The sequence below is a fragment of the Oceanobacillus luteolus genome (assembly GCF_042678205.1).
GTDB classification, from domain to species: Bacteria; Bacillota; Bacilli; order Bacillales; family Amphibacillaceae; genus Oceanobacillus; species Oceanobacillus luteolus.
Map to the genome: position 1 here is coordinate 19500 of NZ_JBHUDE010000007.1, position 20790 is coordinate 40289.

Annotated in this window: 19 protein-coding genes; 3 read left to right on the forward strand and 16 right to left on the reverse strand. The window is 40.5% G+C overall.

What is annotated here, in order from left to right; genetic code table 11:
* Positions 1–83: 83 nt before the first annotated feature.
* The 16 genes from ACFSBH_RS02170 to ACFSBH_RS02245 all read right to left on the reverse strand — a co-directional run bounded on the left by ACFSBH_RS02170 (position 84) and on the right by ACFSBH_RS02245 (position 17253).
* Positions 84–1094, reverse strand: a complete 1011-nt coding sequence (locus tag ACFSBH_RS02170; protein WP_379595834.1) for an NADP-dependent oxidoreductase — start codon at positions 1092–1094, stop codon at positions 84–86.
* A 25-nt stretch (positions 1095–1119) separates the two neighbouring features.
* On the reverse strand, positions 1120–1695 hold the full coding sequence (locus tag ACFSBH_RS02175) for a TetR/AcrR family transcriptional regulator (protein WP_379595836.1): 576 nt from the start codon (positions 1693–1695) through the stop codon (positions 1120–1122).
* 112 nt (positions 1696–1807) lie between these two features.
* Complete coding sequence (locus ACFSBH_RS02180) at positions 1808–2977, reverse strand: thiolase family protein (protein WP_379595838.1); 1170 nt, start codon at positions 2975–2977, stop codon at positions 1808–1810.
* Between the two features lie 52 nt (positions 2978–3029).
* Entirely contained in the window at positions 3030–3431 is a 402-nt protein-coding gene (locus tag ACFSBH_RS02185) for a MaoC/PaaZ C-terminal domain-containing protein (RefSeq protein ID WP_251512750.1), read from the reverse strand.
* Positions 3428–3877 (reverse strand): MaoC family dehydratase N-terminal domain-containing protein, encoded by a 450-nt coding sequence (locus ACFSBH_RS02190; protein WP_251512751.1) that lies wholly within the window; start codon positions 3875–3877, stop codon positions 3428–3430. Before ACFSBH_RS02190 ends, ACFSBH_RS02185 begins: the two co-directional genes overlap by 4 nt.
* 19 nt (positions 3878–3896) lie before the next feature.
* Positions 3897–4661, reverse strand: a complete 765-nt coding sequence (locus ACFSBH_RS02195; protein WP_379595841.1) for an SDR family oxidoreductase — start codon at positions 4659–4661, stop codon at positions 3897–3899.
* Between the two features lie 80 nt (positions 4662–4741).
* Entirely contained in the window at positions 4742–5695 is a 954-nt protein-coding gene (locus ACFSBH_RS02200) for an MBL fold metallo-hydrolase (RefSeq protein ID WP_379595843.1), read from the reverse strand.
* Between the two features lie 102 nt (positions 5696–5797).
* Positions 5798–7438, reverse strand: coding sequence for an ABC transporter substrate-binding protein (locus ACFSBH_RS02205; protein WP_251512754.1), 1641 nt, complete (start codon positions 7436–7438; stop codon positions 5798–5800).
* Between the two features lie 41 nt (positions 7439–7479).
* A complete protein-coding gene (locus ACFSBH_RS02210; RefSeq protein WP_251512755.1) occupies positions 7480–8385 on the reverse strand; it encodes an ABC transporter permease in 906 nt (301 codons plus the stop codon).
* Positions 8386–8424: 39 nt separating this feature from the next.
* On the reverse strand, positions 8425–9372 hold the full coding sequence (nikB, locus tag ACFSBH_RS02215) for a nickel ABC transporter permease (protein WP_251512756.1): 948 nt from the start codon (positions 9370–9372) through the stop codon (positions 8425–8427).
* Entirely contained in the window at positions 9354–11378 is a 2025-nt protein-coding gene (locus tag ACFSBH_RS02220) for an ABC transporter ATP-binding protein (RefSeq protein WP_379595860.1), read from the reverse strand. The genes nikB and ACFSBH_RS02220 overlap by 19 nt, the downstream gene beginning before the upstream one ends.
* A gap of 75 nt (positions 11379–11453) precedes the next feature.
* On the reverse strand, positions 11454–13010 hold the full coding sequence (locus tag ACFSBH_RS02225) for a class I adenylate-forming enzyme family protein (protein ID WP_251512757.1): 1557 nt from the start codon (positions 13008–13010) through the stop codon (positions 11454–11456).
* Positions 13011–13128: 118 nt separating this feature from the next.
* Positions 13129–14325, reverse strand: a complete 1197-nt coding sequence (locus tag ACFSBH_RS02230; RefSeq protein WP_379595847.1) for an MFS transporter — start codon at positions 14323–14325, stop codon at positions 13129–13131.
* 121 nt (positions 14326–14446) lie between these two features.
* Positions 14447–14854 (reverse strand): Zn-ribbon domain-containing OB-fold protein, encoded by a 408-nt coding sequence (locus ACFSBH_RS02235; RefSeq protein ID WP_251512759.1) that lies wholly within the window; start codon positions 14852–14854, stop codon positions 14447–14449.
* 3 nt (positions 14855–14857) lie between these two features.
* Positions 14858–15997 (reverse strand): acetyl-CoA acetyltransferase, encoded by a 1140-nt coding sequence (locus ACFSBH_RS02240; protein WP_379595849.1) that lies wholly within the window; start codon positions 15995–15997, stop codon positions 14858–14860.
* 89 nt (positions 15998–16086) lie between these two features.
* Positions 16087–17253: an acyl-CoA dehydrogenase family protein gene (locus ACFSBH_RS02245; protein ID WP_251512761.1), complete on the reverse strand. Its 1167-nt coding sequence runs from the start codon at positions 17251–17253 to the stop codon at positions 16087–16089.
* Between the two features lie 736 nt (positions 17254–17989).
* Between ACFSBH_RS02245 and ACFSBH_RS02250 the strand changes: the two genes are divergently transcribed.
* From ACFSBH_RS02250 to ACFSBH_RS02260, 3 genes are all read left to right on the forward strand, one after another.
* Positions 17990–18544 carry a TetR/AcrR family transcriptional regulator gene (locus tag ACFSBH_RS02250; RefSeq protein ID WP_251512762.1) on the forward strand — a complete coding sequence of 185 codons (555 nt, stop codon included), beginning with the start codon at positions 17990–17992 and terminating at the stop codon, positions 18542–18544.
* A gap of 194 nt (positions 18545–18738) precedes the next feature.
* Positions 18739–19527 (forward strand): enoyl-CoA hydratase/isomerase family protein, encoded by a 789-nt coding sequence (locus tag ACFSBH_RS02255; RefSeq protein ID WP_251512764.1) that lies wholly within the window; start codon positions 18739–18741, stop codon positions 19525–19527.
* A gap of 232 nt (positions 19528–19759) precedes the next feature.
* Positions 19760–20776, forward strand: coding sequence for an AI-2E family transporter (locus ACFSBH_RS02260; protein ID WP_251512766.1), 1017 nt, complete (start codon positions 19760–19762; stop codon positions 20774–20776).
* The last annotated feature ends 14 nt before the right edge of the window (positions 20777–20790 follow it).

Here is a 20790-nt window from a genome sequence, read left to right on the forward strand (position 1 = left end):
TATTGGTAGCTCATTTACTATGTTCTGTGAACTTTTCATTCATCAAAATTCAATTACATTTGAATTTTATCCAAACCTATAGGTTACTCTTCCGATACCCTAACTAGTTGTTTCCCTATATTATCTCCCCGGAATAATCCAATGAATGCATCCGGGGCATTTTCTAAGCCGTCGACGACATTTTCTCGATACTGTAATCTACCTTCTTTTACCCACTTTCCTAACTGTCGGTACCCCTCTCCAAAACGATCAGCATAATCGGAAACGATGAAACCTTGCATGAGTGCACTTCGTTGGATTAATTGACCTTGAATACGAGGCCCTGTCTCAATTTGTTCATTGTTATATTGAGATATTTGCCCACAGACAATGATACGCGCCTTGTAATTGATCAATTTTATAACCGCATCAGAGATTTCTCCACCAACATTATCAAAATATATATCTACTCCAGAAGGACATGCTGCTTTTAGAGCGTCTAATACATTTTCTGTTTTATAATTTATCGTTTGATCAAAACCAAGTTGATTACTTAAATAATTCACCTTTTCCTCAGAACCTGCGATACCGATTACGCGACAACCTTTGATTTTTGCGATTTGTCCTGCGACCATGCCAACGGCACCTGCCGCTCCAGAGATGACGACGGTTTCCCCTTCTTTTGCTTTTCCTATATCAAGTAATCCGAAATATGCGGTGAGCCCTGGCATTCCAACTACTCCTAATGAGGTTGAAATCGGTGCGAGAGTTGGATCTATTTTCCTAATATTACTGCCATTTGATACAGAAAAATCTGACCATCCCAGGCGACCTTCCACAATCTCACCAGTTTTGAAATCATTATTCTTTGATTCTACAACTTCCCCAACTACGCCACCAATAAGTACTTCATTTAATTGAAATGGATCAACATACGTTTTTACTCCATTCATCCTTCCGCGCATATATGGGTCTACTGATAAATAAATCGTCCGAATCAATAATTCGCCTTCATTTATAGTAGGTAATGAATTGGTAACTAGCTCAAAATTTTCATACGTTGGCATTCCTTGTGGCCTGCTTACTAATTTAATACTCCGATTTAAAGTAGACAAATGGATACCCCCATTAATTTATGTGTTACAAAGGCTCCTTAGATTTTATTCCATTTAGGATGAACCCTAAATAATAATCAGCCAATTCTTCCTCTGTCAATTCTCCATCAGGGTTGTACCAATAATAGGTTCGATTGACCATATCGAGTATGCTGAACGCAGAAATGTCAGCCCTTACATTTTGATCAAATTCGTTCTTTGCAATGCCATCTTCTAATAATGCTTGGACATTCAATCTAAAATCTTTTCTCTTCCCTTTAATTTGTTCTAAATACACTCCTTCGAGATGTCTCATTTCCCTGAAGATGATTCTAGCATTTTTTCCTTTTGTTCTAATATTACTTATGATTAAATAGATGATGTCATACAGCTTTTGATAGTTGCTTTTGTTCGGGTCTTGAATAATTGCTTTTTGTTTCTCCAGTAAATCTAAAATATAGGTTAGATGAATATCTTTCAGCATTTCTTGTTTGCTTTTGAAATAATAATAGAATGTTCCTTTAGTCGCACCAATACTATCGGTAATATCTTCAATCGAGGTCCCCTTGAATCCTTTTTCATCAAATAGGTCAATAGCTGCTTGTATTAATTTGTCCTTCATCACAGACGCCCTTTCCCCAACTGTTACTTCTATAATATAATATTAGCACACTAATATTACATCGAAACAATATATTTCCAGTTTTATCCATACAAGGGAGGACAATTAATAATCACTCTCTCTCTAAAATAACTGCAATACCCTGCCCCCCACCGATACATGCTGTTACAAGACCATACCTTCCACCTGAACGATTTAATTCGTACACTGCTTTACCAACAAGTATACCACCAGTAGCACCTAATGGGTGCCCATGTGAAATCGCCCCACCATTTACATTCAGTTTTTCAAGATTGATAGATAATTCCTTGACACAAGCTAGGGCTTGAGCAGCGAAAGCTTCATTAAGTTCAATCAGATCCATATCGTCGAGAGTGAGTCCTGATTTCTCCATTACTTTTTTCGTGGCTGGGACCGGTCCAATTCCCATAATGTTTGGATCGACCCCTGCAACAGCAGACTCCCGAACGACGGCTAGCGGGGTAAGACCCAGTTCTTCTGCTTTTTCTCTTGACATTACGACTAGGGCAGATGCTGCATCATTCAAACCCGAGCTGCTCCCCGCTGTTACTGTTCCCTCTTTAGCAAATACCGGCGGCAACTTTGAGAGCGCCTCCAAATTCGTGTTTGGTCGTGGGTGTTCATCTTTGTCAAACACAATCGGTTCTCCCTTTCTCACCGGAACCTTTATCGGGACAATTTGTTCATCAAATAATCCTTTTTCCATTGCTGTTGCCATCTTTTGCTGACTACTATAAGCAAAAGCATCTTGTTCCTCTCGGGAGATTTGATATTGATTTGCTAGATTCTCTGCGGTGACTCCCATTGGAGGGCTTCCAATTTCTTTTGGTGCATGTTGCATCCGATGCCATTTTGGTGGTGCAGAGCTATAAGGCCGCTCAGGTCGTTCCATTAAATACGGGGCACGTGTCATACTCTCCACTCCACCCGCTACATAGATATCCCCTGCTCCTGACCGGATGGCTTGAGAAGCCAGGACAACTGCGTTAATCCCAGACCCACACTGTCTGTCGATCGTGAGTCCTGGAGTACTGATCGGTAATCCTGCTTGTAATGCTGTTAATCTAGCAATGTTTCCTCCACCACTCAGTACATTTCCCATAATAACATCATCAATTGTTTCTGGATCAACTTTCGCTCGTCTTACCGCCTCTTTCAGCACTTCTCCCCCATAAACATGAGCGGGGAGACTAGCCAGGGCTCCTCCCTGTTTAGCGATAGCAGTTCGTACCGCCGATACAATTACGGCATCTCTATTCATATTTTACAACTCCTAATCGTTTTTTACTTATGCCTTTCCCAACGGACCAGTTCTATTGATATGTCGCAAAACGAACTTTCCCTTTAATGATCTCTCTGCCTTTTTGATTCATTGCTTTCACATCAAAGTCCATATAGTCTGCTGCTTTGTCTTTCAATTCTGCTTGAAGCGTAACAACATCATGCAGGAAGACCATCCCTGAAAAGCGAATCTGGTAATCTTGAATAAACCCTTCCTCGTAATACGGTGTAAACAATTTTGCTAAATTGCCCATTGTCCACATTCCATGTGCAATGATACCTGGTAAACCTGCTTTTTTTGCCTCTTCATCAATCGTATGAATCGGATTGAAATCACCGGAAGCCCCGGCATACTTAATTAAGTCCATTCTGGAGACAGGATCAAGCGTGACAGCAAGCGTATCATTCTTCTTTAATTCTAAAATATGACTCATACTTTCATCGCCTTTCTCACAGTTTCCGTGATGATAATGACGGATTCTTCCGTAAATATAACTTCTCCCTTGTCATTTTCACCATATCGTTTTGTTGATAAGAAACCCATTAACCCACTACTTCCTTGTTTTTCGTAATAATCTTCAATTACAGAATAGGAATAGATATCTTCCCCTACGAACAGTGGACGTTTATAATGATAATTTTGCTCTCCATGTATCAGTCCTTTTTTAGGAAGGTTCAACCCTTCCACAACACCGGAACTTAGGACACGCGGGAAAGTCGGTGGCGCAATATTCCTTCCGTATCTTGACCTTCTACCAACCTCTTCATCTATATAAATAGGATTCAAATCGCCGACAGCTTCAGCAAAACGTCTGACCATCCCTCTTTCAACCGTACTTTTCACTCTTTCCGATCTTTTACCAATTAAATCTTTGTACATCTAATTCCTTCTCCCTTCCTTATGTTTTAGGTCCTCCAGCTACAAAAATCACTTGCCCGCTGACAAAGGATGATTTTTCATCGGCAAAAAAGGCAACGGCATTCGCAATATCGGCTGGCTTTCCACTCCGACCAACAGGGATTTTGCTTGCACCGGCCTTTACAAAGTCATCAAAAGGGACACCAATCCTTTCTGCCGTAGCCCTCGTCATTTCCGTCTCTATAAAGCCTGGGGCAACGGCATTTGCTGTAATCCCATATTTTCCAAGTTCAATAGACAGTGTTTTCGTAAAGCCTTGTAGTCCTGCTTTCACTGTAGAATAATTAGCCTGCCCTCGATTACCTAGAGCTGACGTCGAGGATATATTGATAATTCTTCCATAGTTATTCTTCACCATATATTTTTGTGCTGCTCGACTAGCATTAAATGCACCCTTCAAGTGCACATCTATTACTTGTTGCCAGTCACTGTCCGTCATCTTAAATAGAAGATTGTCTCGGATAATCCCAGCATTATTCACCAAAATATCCAATGAACCAAATTGATTCACGACCTCACTGATTGCAGATTCCACTTCTTCCGCTTCTACCACATTTGCCTTTAAAGCGAGAATGTCATAGCCCTTTTCCTTGAATTCCCTTTCCGTTTCCTGCAATGCCTCTTCATTAATATCGATGATTGCTACTTTCGCACCCTCTTCTGCAAATTGTTCAGTAATTGCTTTTCCTATACCACGACTTCCTCCTGTAATAAAAGCTATCCTTCCATTAAATCGATCCGCCATCCTACTTCCTCCTTCAATGAATGCGCTATAACCTTATAGCCCTTCATAGATTTATTGTTTTGAGAAAACATTTGTACCTATCAAATTAGACTGTATACGTATACCCCGTTCTGCTTCTCTGCAAAAATTTCATTACGTTCCATTAATAAGTCCAGAACACTGATGATTTCAAAAACAAATGTAATCAATCCTTTTTTATAACGTTCTGGGTACATCTTCTTCACAATATCGAGCCCGGTTGCATTCCCTTTTTCCAATACGTTTTTCACTCGTTGTACACGATATTCCGTCCGTTCAAACTGAGCATGGATAAAGCGACTGATGTCATAAATGTCAGGACCATGACCAGAGTAGGTTATCTTGATAGGAAGCTTAAGGCATTTTTTCAAATTCGCTATATACTGTATCAGTGGTTTAGCACGCTGTTCTCCAGGAAGTGGTGCATCTAGAAAAATTCCAACATGGATATCATCAATGACATGATCTCCGCATATGAAAATTTGTTCTCCAGCATGGTACAAAGAGATATGGTCTTGGGAATGGCCTTTTGTTTCAATTACTTCCCAGCCAGGTAAACCGGGTATGCCATCCCCTTCTTGAAGTCCCTTTTCTATCTTCAAACCTGCCAATACATCCCGGTCGCGTTTACGATAAGCCCATTTCTCTGCCACTTCTTCAGTCAGACCAAACTCAACAAAAAGTCGGTCAAAGAACTCTCCACTCCATTTCATATAGGCTTCGTCTGCCAGGTATGTCTCCGTATCTTTGTGCGCATAAACCGGAACTGGATTCTTCTCTAAAATCCATTGTAAAAGTCCCATATGATCATTATGATGATGGGTCAGTACAATCTGCTCAATATCTTGTACGGTTAGGCCAAACAAACGAAGGCCAGCTATTAATTCATTCCATGCCTGTTCTGTTTGGATCCCTGCGTCTATAAGTGTCAATTTTTCCCCAAATACTAGATATACATTTACAGGACCTATCGGAAAATTGGTGGATAGCTCTATTTTCTCTATTCTCTGCACCATGTTTCATTCAAATCCTTTTTTGAAGTTATTTTATAGGTTAGAAAACCAACTGTCACCATAAGAAAACTGAATAGATGGAAAATTAATGATAAACATCACCTACTATTCCTTATCCAGCCATACATTTTTCATATGAATATGACCATAAGATGCATGAGGCTCGTAATTTTTCACATACTGCTGGTGCGGAGTCATCACATAGTAAGTCGATACCGGAATTGGATTCAGGACATTCTCTAGTATATATCGTTGAATCTCGTGTACTTTTTCCAGTCTCTCGTTCTCATCTAAGATCATCCGTTGGTCATCCAGCATTTCATCTAGATCTGAATCTTTCGTATTATACCAATTACGTGCACCTTGAGAATGCATTTGAGTACGCAACCATTCATCAGGCTCTTGGAAATACGTTTGATAGCCTACACCGATATCATAATCAACCTTTGGCCATCTCTCAGAAAAGTAAGTAGCATATTCGACAACTTCCATTTCTGCGTTAATGCCGACATTTCTCAAATCCTCGGTAATCCATTGGGCAACACGAACCAGTTGTTCACCATATCCATCTGTTACAATTAAGGTCGTATCAAATCCATTAGGGAATCCAGCCTCTGCCAGTAATTCTTTCGCCCCTTCTGGATCATATGGTAGAAGTGCTTCCCTTTCTTCTAATGGTAATGCCCAGCTGCCTAAAGATGGATTTACTGGTCCACTCACTTCTCCACCACCATAGATGCTATCTACCATCGATTGACGATCAATTGCCATACTAATCGCCTTACGAACCCGCAAATCATTGAACGGCTCTCTTTCCATATTTACATATACTTGTTCTTGCGTAGGAAACAATACTTCTCTTACGGTTATGTCTGGGTTACTTTTAACCAAGGTATCTAGTTCTTCTGGTGATATTCCACCTATTACTTCCGCTTGCTCCGTCCGGAATGCTGCAATACGTGCACCCTGGTCAGGTACAACTTTATATATCAATTCATCCAGATAAGGTTTTCCTTCTTCAAAGAAATTCGGATTACGTGAATACGTCGCTTGAACATTGTCATCCCACTTCTCCAAAACAAATGGCCCCGTCCCAATCGCATCTGTTGTCAAGTCTACTTCGCCATCTATCGCCTCTTTAGGTAAAATCCACATAAAATGATTGGCCATAAAATTTAGAAATGGAGCAAATGGCTGTTTTAATGTAAAAACTACGGTAGTGTCATCTGCTGCTTCAATACTCTCTACCTCTGATAAAAGAGCGGCTTGATGCCCAGGCAGTTCAATAATCCTCTCCATCGTGGCAACGACATCTTCTGCATTCACTTGGCGGCCGTTTACAGGTTCCTTATCATGCCAATATGCTTCTCGCAGATAAAAGGTATATACTGTTCCATCCTCAGATATCTCCCAGTCTTCTGCAAGGTCTGGAACGACATTATAATCCGTGAAATCAACGTCAGGCCCTGTTTCATACGTCACTAATTTGTTATAAACAAATCCAGCCATTTGATGTGTATAAATGGACGATTGACGATGGGGATCCAATGTATCGGGATCAGCTGGAGTAACCATTGTAAACGTCCCGCCGTATTTTGGCTCTGAAGTGTTTGCTTCCCCATTCGCTGACTCTGCTTCAGAATTGGCATTACTATCGGTACTAGAATCAGAAGAAGAACAAGCACTTACGAAGAACAACAGAAATCCAAATAAAACCACAGCGGATAAATTTCTGATTTTAAACATGCAATACCCTCCCCTTATTTTTAATTTTTTTTATTCGAAGACTATGAGGATAGTTTTGGATCTAAGAAGTCTCGCAATGCATCGCCCAACAAATTAAACGCTAATACTAATAGACTTAGAGCTAAACCAGGAAAAAATACAAGCCAAGGGGCACTTTCCATATATCTACTAGCGTTGCTAAGCATCAATCCCCAAGATGAATTTGGTGGTGGCGTCCCTATCCCAAGAAAGCTAAGGGATGCTTCCGCAATGATTGTTTGCCCAAATGCCAAACTTGCCATAACGATAATTGGCGCCATCATATTTGGTAAACCATGCTTCATGATAATTCGTAATGAATTTGCACCTACCGAGCGTGAAGCCTCTACATAATTCGTTTCCCTAATCCGCATCATTTCCCCACGGACAATCCGAGCAAAACGCGGGATCTCAATAATAACTAGAGCAATAATCACATTCTGAACTGCCGGCCCAAGTAAAGCTGCAATAAACAGAGCTAATATTAATGCTGGAATTGCCATGATGGAATCCATAATCCTTTGAATAACCATATCTACAATTCCACCAAAGAAACCGGAAATCATCCCAATGATTGTTCCTAAGATGATGGAAATGATAACCGTAGCAAAACCAACCAGTAAAGAAATTCTAGCTCCATAGATAATTCGACTAAATACATCTCTCCCTAAATCATCCGTTCCCATCAAGTGCTGCATCGTAGGAGCTGACAAAAAAGCTTCTCTATTTTGAGCAACCGGATCATAAGGCGCAATGACAGGAGCTAAAATAGCAACAGCAATAACGAGCAATATAAATAAAGCGGAGATCACTCCTATCTTTTGCATGGAAATAAATCGGATACATTGATTTTTAACTCTTAAAAGTCTTGTTCTTGTTGCAAGATGCTTTTTTATCGGAATCTCAGATTCTATTTGTACTTGGGACATTGAATCACTTCCTTTCTATGGTTGGTCAATCAACCTCCGTCAACTGTTTCTTATTCTCGGGTCCACCCAGCCATACATCACATCCACAAACAAGTTAACTAGCAAGAACATCGCTCCAAAGATGAGTACAGAAGCCTGAACAACAGGATAGTCTCTTGCGGAGACCGTTTCAAAGATAAGACTGCCTAAACCTGGAAGGGAAAATATCGACTCTAATACAACTGTTCCTCCAAGTAGATAACCTACCTGAAGGCCAATTAATGTAATGACAGAGACTAGGGAATTTCTAAGTGCATGCTTATAAATCACGACCCGCTCTTTTGCGCCTTTTGAGCGGATGGTTCTGATAAAATCAGAATGTAAAACTTCCAGTACTGCAGAGCGGGTCATTCGAACAATACTGGCACTCAGCGTGATCGCTAGACAAATCGCTGGTAGTATCATTTGTTGTACATTCACAACCGGATTCTCAATAAATGATTGATAACCCAAAGGAGGAATCCAATTGAAGACCAAAGCAAAGCCAGTCAGCAAGATCAACCCTAACCAAAAGTTTGGAATCGATAAACCACCAACTGAAGTAATGCGTAACAGATGGTCAATAAACGTATTATGCTTCACAGCAGAGATAACACCAACAGGTATCCCGATTAAAATCGCTAGTACGATTGACATGAGCGATAACTGTAAAGTAACAGGGAGTCTATCACCAATGATTTCTGTTACTGGCAACCCCGACCATAAGGAATTTCCCAGGTCTCCCTGAAATGCTCCTGTCAACCAGTCACCCAGCTGGGCTATCATACTTTTATCCAGACCTAACTCAGTCTCTAAAGCTTGGATTTGTTCCTCTGTTGCACCTGAATCTGCCAATTGGAGTGTGACTACATCACCTGGAACTGCTCGCATCACAACAAAAACAAAGGTTACCATGATGAATAGAACGAGAACACCGTATATTAATCTCCTTACAATATATTCCCCCACTTCTCTTCCCCCTCTCCGAACAGATGGCATGATACGATATGACCTGATGATAGTTCTCTAAGTACAGGTTTCTGTTGCTTACAAAATTCCGTCGCCATTGGGCAACGTGTATGGAATTTGCAGCCACTAGGCGGATTGGATGGGCTCGGTACTTCACCTTCCAATATAATTCTTTCAGGCACTATCGTAGGATTTGGTATCGGCACTGCAGAAATCAGAGCTTTGGAATAAGGGTGCATTGGATTCTCAAAAAGCGTCTCGGAATCTGTGACTTCCACTATTTCTCCCATATACATAACCGCTATCCGGTCAGAAATATATTTCACTACATTTAAGTCGTGAGAAATAAACAAATAGGAAAGCCCCATTTTCTTCTGTAAATCTTTCAGCAGATTTAGAATCTGCGCCTGCACCGACACATCTAATGCGGAAACCGCTTCATCACAGATAAGCAGATCTGGTTCTGTAGCTAAGGCACGAGCTATTCCGATCCGTTGTAGCTGTCCACCTGAGAATTGGTGTGGAAATTTATTCATATCATTTTTGGATAATCCAACCGTTTCCAATAATTCCCCTACTCTTTCTTGCTTATCTAATCCCTTGGCCAGTCCATGCACTTCTAAGGGCTCTCCGATAATATCAAGTACAGTCATGCGAGGATTTAATGAACTATAAGGGTCTTGGAATACAAATTGCATTCGTTTCCTTAAATCTTTCATGGTTTTACGATTACTGCTTATTAAATCATTGCCATCAAAGCTGACTTCTCCGTCGGTGGAATCAATCAGACCTGTAATTAATCTTCCGACCGTAGATTTCCCACATCCAGATTCTCCTACTAGCCCTAACGTTTCACCCTGACGGATATGAAAGGAGACACCGTCCACAGCTTGGACATGGCCAACCGTTCTGGATAATATGCCCTTTGTAATCGGGAAGTGCTTTTTGAGTCCTTTGACATCCAATAATAATTCCTTTTCTTCTAATCGATTAGATACATCGATATAAACATCTTCATCTATTTTTTCCTTGGTAGCGCTAGGGTATGATATTTCTATGTCAGAATCAGGGTCGACAAGCCAACACTTACTGATCCGATTATCAGCAACCTGAAATATTGGAGGCTCCTCCACACGACACTTTTCTGTCGCGAACTGGCAACGGGGATGGAATCTGCATCCGGTCGGAGTATCATCTAAACTTGGGACATTACCTTTGATTGTCTGCAGTCGCTGATTACGGTCAGTTTCGATCCTCGGAATACTCCTCATGAGAGCTTCCGTATAAGGATGCTGCGGATTCTCAAATAATTCAATCACACTCGATTGTTCTACAACCTGGCCAGCATAAACAACAACAACCCTATCTGCCATTTCAGCGACGACGCCTAAGTCATGTGTCACCAACAGAATGGAAGTTTCAAATTTTGATTGTAGATCTTTTAATAGTTCCATGATTTGCGCTTGAACCGTTACATCTAAAGCCGTCGTCGGTTCATCCGCGATAATTAATGAGGGTCTACAAGCGAGTGCAATGGCAATCATTACCCTTTGTCTCTGCCCTCCTGATAATTGATGAGGGTATGTGTGTATTCTGTTTTCAGGATCTGGCAGACCCACAAGTCGTAAAAGCTCTATTGCTCGCTCCACATATTCTTTTTTCGATAAATCTTCATGAATCTTAATGGTCTCGATAATTTGATCTCCTATGGTATATACCGGGTCCAAACAGGACATTGGATCTTGGAAGACCATTGCAATGTCCTTCCCACGGATTTTTCTTATTTCCTCATTACTTAACTCAGCAAGGTTCAAATCATTAAACAGGATTGCTCCTGATGAAACCTTTCCGTTACTTTCCAATAATTTTAGTATGGATAAGGCAGAAACACTTTTTCCAGAACCAGATTCGCCAACAATAGCAACTGTTTCCCCTTTAGTTATACTGAAGGAAATATCATTCACTGCCTCAACAGTCCCTTTTCTTGTTTGAAAGACTGTCGTCATTTTTTCAACCTGCAACAATGGAGTTTTAGTGTTTACCAAATTCTCTTCCTCCTTCAAATAGAACCGTTGCTTTTGTCAATTTTGAAATTGATGATCCCGGTACATATCCTTTAGTCGCATCTTTAGTATCTTCCCAACACCATTCCTTGGCAGTTCTTTGATGAAGACAATTTGTCTTGGAGATTTGTATTTAGCCACGTGTATTTGACAATACTCTAATAATTCTTGTTCCGTTACTTCGACATCTTCCTTCTTAACGACGCAAGCTAGGATTTCCTCGCCCATTCTCTCAGATGGAACGCCAATGACAGCCACTTCTAGGACCGCTTCATGTTTTGCAAGCAGTTCTTCCAAGTCTCGAGGATAGATATTGAACCCCCCACGAATGATTAAATCCTTTTTGCGGTCGACGATGTATAAATATCCATCTTCATCCACCCTGGCCATATCTCCAGTACATAGCCAGCCATCTTTAAACGCTTCCCTTGTAGCTTCTTCATTACGAAAATAACCTTGAGTAACATTGTCACCTTGGATTAATAACTCTCCAACTTCTCCTACAGGTAACTCGTCGCCATTTTCGTCAGCTATTTTAATCTTGACACCTGGCATCGGAAGACCTACAGACCCTTCCTTGATCGGCATATCATTCCGTTGTGTGGCAACCCCTGGTGATGCTTCTGATAAACCATAGGCATCACGCACTTCAGCATTAAACTTTTCAATGAATTTCTTCCGTAAACTTACCGGCAGTGCCGCTGAGCCAGAACCGACCGTCTCTAGAGAAGATAAATCATATTTATCAGCGTTCGGGTCATACACCATCGCATAGACCATAGCCGGTACACCCGCAAAAGATTTAACCTTGTATTTCTCAATCGCCTGAAATACTTCCTCCGCATCAAATTTAGAAAAAATAACGACAGAGTTACCTTGCATCAAGATACCATTCATGACCCCGAATCCGTAGATATGGGCCAACGGCAAAACACCTAATGTGGTTCCTCGTTCTTCATCCTTATCTCTGAGCGATAAACCGTTGGAAGTGTTCGAGTATAAGTTTTTGTGTGTGAGGATTACTCCTTTTGGTTGTCCAGTCGTCCCAGAAGTATATAAAATAACTGCCATATCCTCTTCTTCCAATAAAGGACTCCGCTCTTTCGTTACATCTATTTTTGAAAGGACTTTTTCACATTCAATAATTTCTACATCATGGTTGTGAATCAAATCTTCTACTTTCGGACTATCTACGCAAATCACTTTTGGCTTTTCTTTTAATCCATCCGTGGCCCTTAGTATTTTGCTAAGATGATGTGAGGAAGTGATTACTGCTTTTGCTTCTGAGTTTTCTAGAATAAAATTGATTTCCTTTTCATGTAATAGATACATGACAGGTACAACTACTGATCCAGATCGTAAAATACCTTGATAGGAAAAGATTACTTCTGGACAGTTTGGCATACAAACGAGTACTCGATCCCCTTCAGCTATCCCCAACCCACTAATTAAAGCCGAAAATTTTTTTGAGATATTCCTCGTTTCGATATTCGTATACGATTTATCCCCATAATAGAGAAGTGAGTACTCACCGAAAGATTTAATATTCTCTTCTAATAACTGTGTAAGAAGCATGGTATCCCTCCACAAAACTTTATTACCGAACGACTTCTAATTCTTCAACAATCAACACATTGAATAATTTATATTTTCCGTCTATTTAGTTGGTAATTATCTAAGTGGCTCGCTCACCCTACATGCGAGATCTTTCTTTTCCCACACTTGGTAAATGGACTTGTCTTCCTGAATTCACCAACACCATGACCAATAATAAGAAAGTGATTAAAGCGGATGTCATAAACGGTCCTGGTACAAGATACACAAAAATCCACCCACCCCAGAGTGGACCTATGATTCTCCCTAGACTATCCATAGACTGCTGCAGCCCCATGGTGATTCCTTGCCCCATTTCCCCCCGCTTGGATAGGAGTGAAATCACTGTTGGTCTCACACACGACTGCCCGAATCCAGTCAGAATACAACCAAAAATAACCATCCAAGGAACAGGTGCTGTAGCAATCGCGATAAATCCAATCGTTACAATGCTTAAGCCAATCTTGGTTAATTTCTCTTCATCGAAGACTGCATACAGTTTTTTTAGAAGAAATAGTTGAACGGTAACGGATGTTCCTGCCTGTGCACTAAAAGCCAAACTCACATATAATGCACTCGCATCGTACCGTGCTATCATAAAATATCCTAGTAATCCGTAAAAACTAGATGCAGCGATAGATAAACCAAGCGTAATCGTATATAAATCCCAATAACCGGTTCTTGCCACCATGGAGATCGAACGCCAAAACGATGGATGTTCCTCTTCGTCCAGTTGAGTTTCTTTCTCCATCGGCTCTCTAATAAAAATCCACGCTAGAGGTATCGTGATTAACGCTAAGCTGCCCGCAACGATAAAGGGGACCATAATCCCAAATGGCGTAAATAGACCACCGATAGCCGGACCACATAGGAACCCCAGGCCATTTAATGCGCCCATCTGTGCCATGGAAAGATTTCGGTTCTTCGGAGTTGAAAAATCAGCTACCATAGAAAACACAGCTGGGTGTGTTCCAGAACTTAAAGCAGCCCCAATAATCCGGGCAACCAGCAATTGCCAATAGCTTTGGGCTAGTATTAAAATAAGAAAAGCCACCCCAAAACCAAACAATCCAAAAATCAAAACAGGCTTCCTGCCCAATTTATCTGCAAAGCGCCCCCATATTGGGGCAGTAATTAATTGAGAAACTGCCCAGCCGGTTATGAGGGACCCCATTTCAAAAGAGGTTAATCCTATATCATCGGCGATAAAAGGTAATGTAGGGAGAACAATCCCATAACCAGTCATGGTCAAAAACATAATGAATCCTAGTAAAAAAAAAACCTTTTTATCCATCATTACACTTCATCTACTTTCGCTGCCCAATAATTTGAGGGATAGAACGAAAGAACGACAGCTTCCTCCGTTCTATCTAAATGACAAAACCATATCTATGAATGATCGGATTAGATTTTATTATTCAATTTGCATTACTTAACATAAAATACGGCAGTGTGAAGTCTTCACTTATTCTTTGGAAAACGACCGTCACTTCTTTATCAATCTGAACTTGATTACGCTCACCAATAATCCGTGTCAGCATTCTTACACCCTCATCGAGCTCCACTATTCCAACGATAAATGGAGTTTCTTCTTTAAATGGGCCGAATGCATGATGCACAACCGTATAACTATAGATTTTCCCCTTTCCACTAGCTTTTTTCCACTGGATTTCTTCAGAGAAGCAGTTTGGGCAAAAGGACCGCGGATAAAATATGTTCTTATGGCAAGAACGGCATTGCTGTATGAGTAATTCATCATTATTTAGACCTTCCCAAAAAGGCTTCGATTCTTCATCGTATACGGGCTTGGGAATATGGAGATTCATATGTTAATCCCTCCCTAAAATAACCGTGGAACTTGAGGATAATACTCCACCAGTACCGTGTACTAAAGCAATTTTTGCATCATTCACTTGTCGTGCTTCACTTTCCTGTCTGAGTTGCCGCACCGCTTCAATGAGAAGGAAGATACCATACATACCTGGATGGCAGTAAGACAATCCACCACCGTTTGTATTCATGGGAAAATCTCCTCCAGGTGCTGTCCGCTGACCACTTACAAACAGCCCACCTTCACCAGGTTCACAAAAACCTAATGCTTCCAAAGTCAACAAGACCGTTATCGTAAATGAATCATAAATTTCTGCGACATCAATCTCATCCCGAGAAATTCCCGCCATTTGAAATGCTCGTTCTCCCGATTCACGGGCGCTCGTCACAGTTAAATCAGGCATGTTCGTGATCGTGTTATGCGAGTGCGCCTCTCCATGTCCCAATATCCAAACCGGACGCTTTTTCGTCCTCATTGCCACCTCTTTTGATGCGACAACTACTGCACCACCTCCATCAGTCACTAAACAACAATCCAATAAATGGAGAGGCTCAGCAATCATCCGAGAATTTAGGACATCTGAGATATCGATAGGCTCCCTCTTGTAAGCCCTCTCATTTAATGTCGCCCATTTTCTTGTAGCAACAGCGACTTCAGCCAATTGTTCTGAAGTCGTTCCATACTGATGCATGTGACGCATCGCTGCTAAAGCATAGGATCCAACCGTTCCCGGTAAACCATATGGTTGCTCATACTGGCCAGTTAAAGGAGCACTATATGTGTTTCTCGTAGGACTCGTGCGGTTCGTACTCCCATAAGTAATCAATGCAACTTCGAATAATCCTGCTTGAATCCCTGCCATCGCATGTCCTACATGCGACTCAAATGATGAACCACCTATGTTCGTGGAATCCGAATATTTCGTCTCGATGCCGAGATACTCTGCTAACATTAAATTAGGAGCCCAAGTCCAATTTCCTGCAGTAAACAATGCATCGACATCATCTTTAGTTAAACCCGCTTCATCCAAAGCAGCCTTTGCCGCTTGAGCTTGAAGCTGCAAAACATTTTTATTAGAAACTTTACCGAGATCTGATTCTGCAACTCCTACGATTGCTGCAATTCTTTCTGTTTTCATTCATACACCCCACCTTCATACTGAGTATTCAGTATCCTGAAGCCATGAGAACTTATTAAACTAGTAATCATTAGTATTCGTGACTAAGACTATAGTAATTCCCCTACTTTTACATGTCCTTTTAATAGGTTTCTAGCAATCGTACGACGCTGAATCTCATCGGTTCCCTCAAAAATACGAGTAAGTCTCAATTCCCGGTACCAACGTTCAATCGGTAATTCCTTTGTATAGCCCATTCCACCATGAATTTGTAACACACGATCCACTACTTCATTCGCCATAACTGCCCCATGCAGCTTCGCCATCGAAGACTGGTGTCGAGCATCCATCCCATTTTCCGCCATCCATGCAGCACGTAAAACAATCCATTTTGCTGCCTCTATTTCCACCGCTGAATCTGCGATCATCCACTGGATAGCTTGCCTTTCAGCGATAGGCTTTCCGAAAGTCTGTCTTGTTTTGGCATACTCAATCGCCATTTGAAGCAATCTTTCCGCTGCACCAATTGCTCCTGCTGGAATCATATATCTTCCTTGACCAATCCATTTCATTCCCAATCTAAATCCATGTCCAACTTCACCTAATACATTTTCCTCCGGTACACGTACATTTTCAAAAACTAATGTCGCCGGTCCCCATTCTCCCATCGTATGGATATATTCAGAGCGCCAGCCCATATCACGATCAACCAAGAAACAGGTTACACCGCCGTTCGCACCCTTTTCTTTATCCGTTACTGCAAAGACCATTGCAAAATCTGCTTCATTTCCACCCGTGATAAACACCTTTTCTCCATTAAGCACCCAGTGGTCCCCATCTTTCACAGCTGGCATTTTAATCGCTCGAGCATCCGACCCCGCATCAGGTTCAGTAATTGCAAAGCAGGACCGCTTTTCACCATTAATCACTGGGAGTAAATATTTCTCCTTTTGCTCTTCCGTGCCCTCATATAAAATGTTATCTGCTGATCCGCCAAAATTGAACGGCACAAAAGTACGTCCCATCTCCATTGCAATTAATGCAGCCATCATCGGACCTAAATTGGCTCCACCATATTCTTCAGGCGTATTTATTCCCCAGAAACCAATATCTTTCGCTTTATTTTGTAACTCTCTAATTTTTTCCCTTGCAATTCCGGGTCTTCCTTCCCTTTCATTTTTCAATACTTCCTGTTCAAGTGGAATTAATTCCTTATTAACAAAATCCCTTACTGTTTTTTGCACCATCCGTTGCTCATCTGATAAGCTGAAATCCATACCTCTCATCTCCTTAGACTTATATATTTTTAATAAATTGAACTAACCTATTAGAAAAATTAGTACTACCCCGATACATACTGACTGATTAGTATCTTTTAGAAATGAACCCGCTGTACATACTAACCAATCAGTATTTATTAAACGCGATCTTTCTTTGCATACTAACTAATCAGTATCCTCAATACATCATCCAGCGTACATACTGACTAACTAGTATTTTCGTTACATGAATCAGCTACATACTGACCAATCAGTATCTTTATGTCTTAGTGAAAGGTTAAAATTAGTATATTCACAGCTGTCTCCTATAGAACTTCCTTTTCAACTCTTCTCATATAGGGAAACAATAAATTTCCCTTGATGGAACGGTTTGTAACGATACTTTCTCGCGCTTACAGCTCACTCCTTTTCATTTATTGAGAGGCCTTTCTATCAAACATCATTGATCTTTTTACCTTAGTGTTCTAATTTCTGAGTTTACTAGACGAGAAAATTGTCGATTGAATGTAATCGCTTTCATTTGTAGTTTGATGTAAAATAGAAACAAAGAAATGATGAAGTCAACTCAGAAAGGCTTTATTAAATACTAATCTTAGACCCCATTGGATGATACATCAATCATTAATTTTCTATGTTTTGTTGCCAGATACAACAGTTCTCCCAAAACTGTTGAAAAAAACAAAAAGAAAGGTGATTTTCCATGGTAATGGTCCACAGTATTGAAAGTCGAAGGGTGAGACGAACTAAAAATAGCTTAAAGAATTCTTTTATCGAGTTGCTTGAAGAAAAGCCATATGAAAAAGTTACCGTAAAAGATATCGTAGATCATGCAGATTTTAACCGAACTACTTTTTACAATTACTACAATTATAAGGAAGAATTAGTAGATGAGATTATTAGGGAGACCTTATTAGATTTTTCTCGGACGATATCCTTTATATTAAAGCCACCTCAAGAGTTGCAACTACAAGAAATTACAATCTTTGAACACATTTTAAGACATAAAAACTTGTATAAACTTTGGAATAAACCTGAATCCATTCCAGGCTTTATGAACAAATTTGTCGATACGATAATTAATGAATTAAAGAAGAATGAACATCCTCTCTTTAATAACTTATGTACGAACTACACGGATTCTGCCGTCATTCTTTGGGCTTACGGCACGTTTGGCTTGATTGTAAGTTGGATTAATGAAGACTTTGAAACCCCAGCGAAAGATTTATCTACAGATTATTTAAAACTGTTGAATTCTGTATATCTAGGTATTGAAAAATTACAGGAATAATGACTCTCACCTAAATCTACTAGTCACCTGGAATACGATACACCCTTAAATGACCTCTATTATAAATTCCACCTTAGAGAGAACAATCTACATCAAATTAGATTTTATCCATAGAAAAAAGCTTTAAAGAAACGTGAATGAATATTCTTCAGGTTAACAACAAACTATTTCTGAACTATTAGGAGGAATGATGAATGGAACATATTATGGTTGAGACAAAAGATGGCGTCCGTACATTAACACTGAACAGACCTGAACGTTTAAACGCTATAAATGAAACACTTAGTAATGAAATTATCCAGGCCATTTCCGAGGCTTCTGCAGATGATGAAGTCCGTGTCATTGTCATTACCGGTAGCGGACGAGGATTTTGTGCGGGTCTTGATTTGAACGATTATGCGAAAAGGAAAGCAGACACTTCATCTCGTTATCAAAAATTGGATGATTTAGGCTGGGTTGGCCATCAAGCATTAGGAATCGTTCACTGTGATAAGCCAGTGATTGCTGCAATAAATGGCATTGCTGCCGGTGCGGGCCTCGCGCTAGCCTTAGCTTGTGATCTTCGCTTCATGTCCGCTGATACAAAGATAACAACTGGATACATCCGTCGCGGTCTCAGTCCTGATGCGGGGACAACTTATTTCTTGCCACGATTGGTTGGACAAGCTAAGGCTGCGGAATTAATTCTAACCGGTCGGGACATATATCCGGATGAAGCAGAACGAGTCGGATTGGTCAACGAAATATTCCCCCATCATGAGTTCCTCGAACAGGTGATGAATGTTGCCAAGGAAATAGCAGCAGGACCACCGATAGCAATAACGTTATCCAAAAGATTGCTAGCTGCAAGCCCTGACTTGGATCTGACCACGATTCTAAAGCAGGAGTATGCTTTTATTAAACAATGTTTTGGAACAAAAGATGCTCAAGAAGGGGTTCGGGCCTTTACTGAGAAAAGAAAGCCTGTATTCCGCGGGGAATAGGCCAGTCTATAAGATATTCCTCCTATTGGCTGGAAATCATTATACTGAGGAATCTAGTAGAAATGTGGGTCGGTTACTACTTATCCGGTTAGATTTTTTTTAAAAAATAGATCCCCCAAGCATCAAACCCCGGATTCCTTTCTTGTATTTTCATCCATAAAAGTGGATACTAGAATATAAGATAAAAAAATAAAAATCATTCTTTTAATCGGAATACGAGGGGAACTTGCATATGGAATCAATTATCGACTTTTTTAGGAAAAGAGAGGTTAGACGAGTCATTATTTTTGCCTTGATCATCCTGATTCTTTTCAGTATGAGGAGCATGATGAATATCATACTCTTAACCTTTATTTTTTCATTTTTAATGAATGGGCTCGTCAAGTTTACCCTGAAACGCGTCAAAATTCATCGTACGTTGCTTATCTTACTGCTGTACACGCTTATCGTCAGCTTGTTGACGGTTGGGGTTGTCAGATACTTACCAATTATAACAATGGAGATCAGCCAGCTTATCAAGCATATTTCAAACTTCTCCACCGATTCTTATGATCATCCAATCTTCCGTTACATTGAAACGATCATTACCAGCAACGAGGTTACGACTTACTTGCAAGATGGCTTTACCTTCTTGCTTAAATCATTAAGCGATATCAGCAACTTCAGCGTGCAAGTATTGATTGCTCTCATACTAAGCTTGTTTTTCCTAATCGAAAAACCACGCTTGATTCAATTCACGAATCAATTCAAGAGTAGTAAAGTTGCTCCGTTTTATTATGAAATCGAATATTTTGGCAGTAAGTTCTCACGCACATTCGGTAAAGTTATTGAAGCACAATTCATGATTGCACTTATCAATACATTCTTGACAGCGATTATTTTGCTGTTGCTCGGTTTTCCGCAAATTTTCGCATTGTCATTTATGGTGTTTTTCCTGGGACTGATTCCAGTCGCTGGGGTTATTATTTCACTGATTCCTTTATCATTGATCGCCTTTACAATCGGCGGTTTCCTGACGGTATTTTACTTGCTTGTCGGAATCATGGTAATTCATGCGGTGGAGGCATACATCCTCAATCCTAAACTGATGTCATCGAAAACAAATTTACCAGTCTTTTATACATTCATCGTCCTGATCTTTTCCCAGCATTTCTTCGGCGTTTGGGGCTTGATCATCGGGATCCCGGTGTTTGTTTTCCTGCTTGATGTGCTTGGTGTGTCGGATAAGCAGACCGCAACGAAATCTTAACACATATAAAATAA

Bases quoted from the DNA above. Each gene is read 5' to 3' on its own strand.
- ACFSBH_RS02175 (WP_379595836.1), bottom strand. From the start codon at position 1,695: ATGAAGGACAAATTAATACAAGCAGCTATTGACCTATTTGATGAAAAA.
- ACFSBH_RS02180 (WP_379595838.1), bottom strand. From the start codon at position 2,977: ATGAATAGAGATGCCGTAATTGTATCGGCGGTACGAACTGCTATCGCT.
- ACFSBH_RS02185 (WP_251512750.1), bottom strand. From the start codon at position 3,431: ATGAGTCATATTTTAGAATTAAAGAAGAATGATACGCTTGCTGTCACG.
- ACFSBH_RS02190 (WP_251512751.1), bottom strand. From the start codon at position 3,877: ATGTACAAAGATTTAATTGGTAAAAGATCGGAAAGAGTGAAAAGTACG.
- ACFSBH_RS02195 (WP_379595841.1), bottom strand. From the start codon at position 4,661: ATGGCGGATCGATTTAATGGAAGGATAGCTTTTATTACAGGAGGAAGT.
- ACFSBH_RS02200 (WP_379595843.1), bottom strand. From the start codon at position 5,695: ATGGTGCAGAGAATAGAGAAAATAGAGCTATCCACCAATTTTCCGATA.
- ACFSBH_RS02205 (WP_251512754.1), bottom strand. From the start codon at position 7,438: ATGTTTAAAATCAGAAATTTATCCGCTGTGGTTTTATTTGGATTTCTG.
- ACFSBH_RS02210 (WP_251512755.1), bottom strand. From the start codon at position 8,385: ATGTCCCAAGTACAAATAGAATCTGAGATTCCGATAAAAAAGCATCTT.
- ACFSBH_RS02220 (WP_379595860.1), bottom strand. From the start codon at position 11,378: ATGACGACAGTCTTTCAAACAAGAAAAGGGACTGTTGAGGCAGTGAAT.
- ACFSBH_RS02225 (WP_251512757.1), bottom strand. From the start codon at position 13,010: ATGCTTCTTACACAGTTATTAGAAGAGAATATTAAATCTTTCGGTGAG.
- ACFSBH_RS02230 (WP_379595847.1), bottom strand. From the start codon at position 14,325: ATGATGGATAAAAAGGTTTTTTTTTTACTAGGATTCATTATGTTTTTG.
- ACFSBH_RS02235 (WP_251512759.1), bottom strand. From the start codon at position 14,854: ATGAATCTCCATATTCCCAAGCCCGTATACGATGAAGAATCGAAGCCT.
- ACFSBH_RS02240 (WP_379595849.1), bottom strand. From the start codon at position 15,997: ATGAAAACAGAAAGAATTGCAGCAATCGTAGGAGTTGCAGAATCAGAT.
- ACFSBH_RS02245 (WP_251512761.1), bottom strand. From the start codon at position 17,253: ATGGATTTCAGCTTATCAGATGAGCAACGGATGGTGCAAAAAACAGTA.
- ACFSBH_RS02255 (WP_251512764.1), top strand. From the start codon at position 18,739: ATGGAACATATTATGGTTGAGACAAAAGATGGCGTCCGTACATTAACA.
- ACFSBH_RS02260 (WP_251512766.1), top strand. From the start codon at position 19,760: ATGGAATCAATTATCGACTTTTTTAGGAAAAGAGAGGTTAGACGAGTC.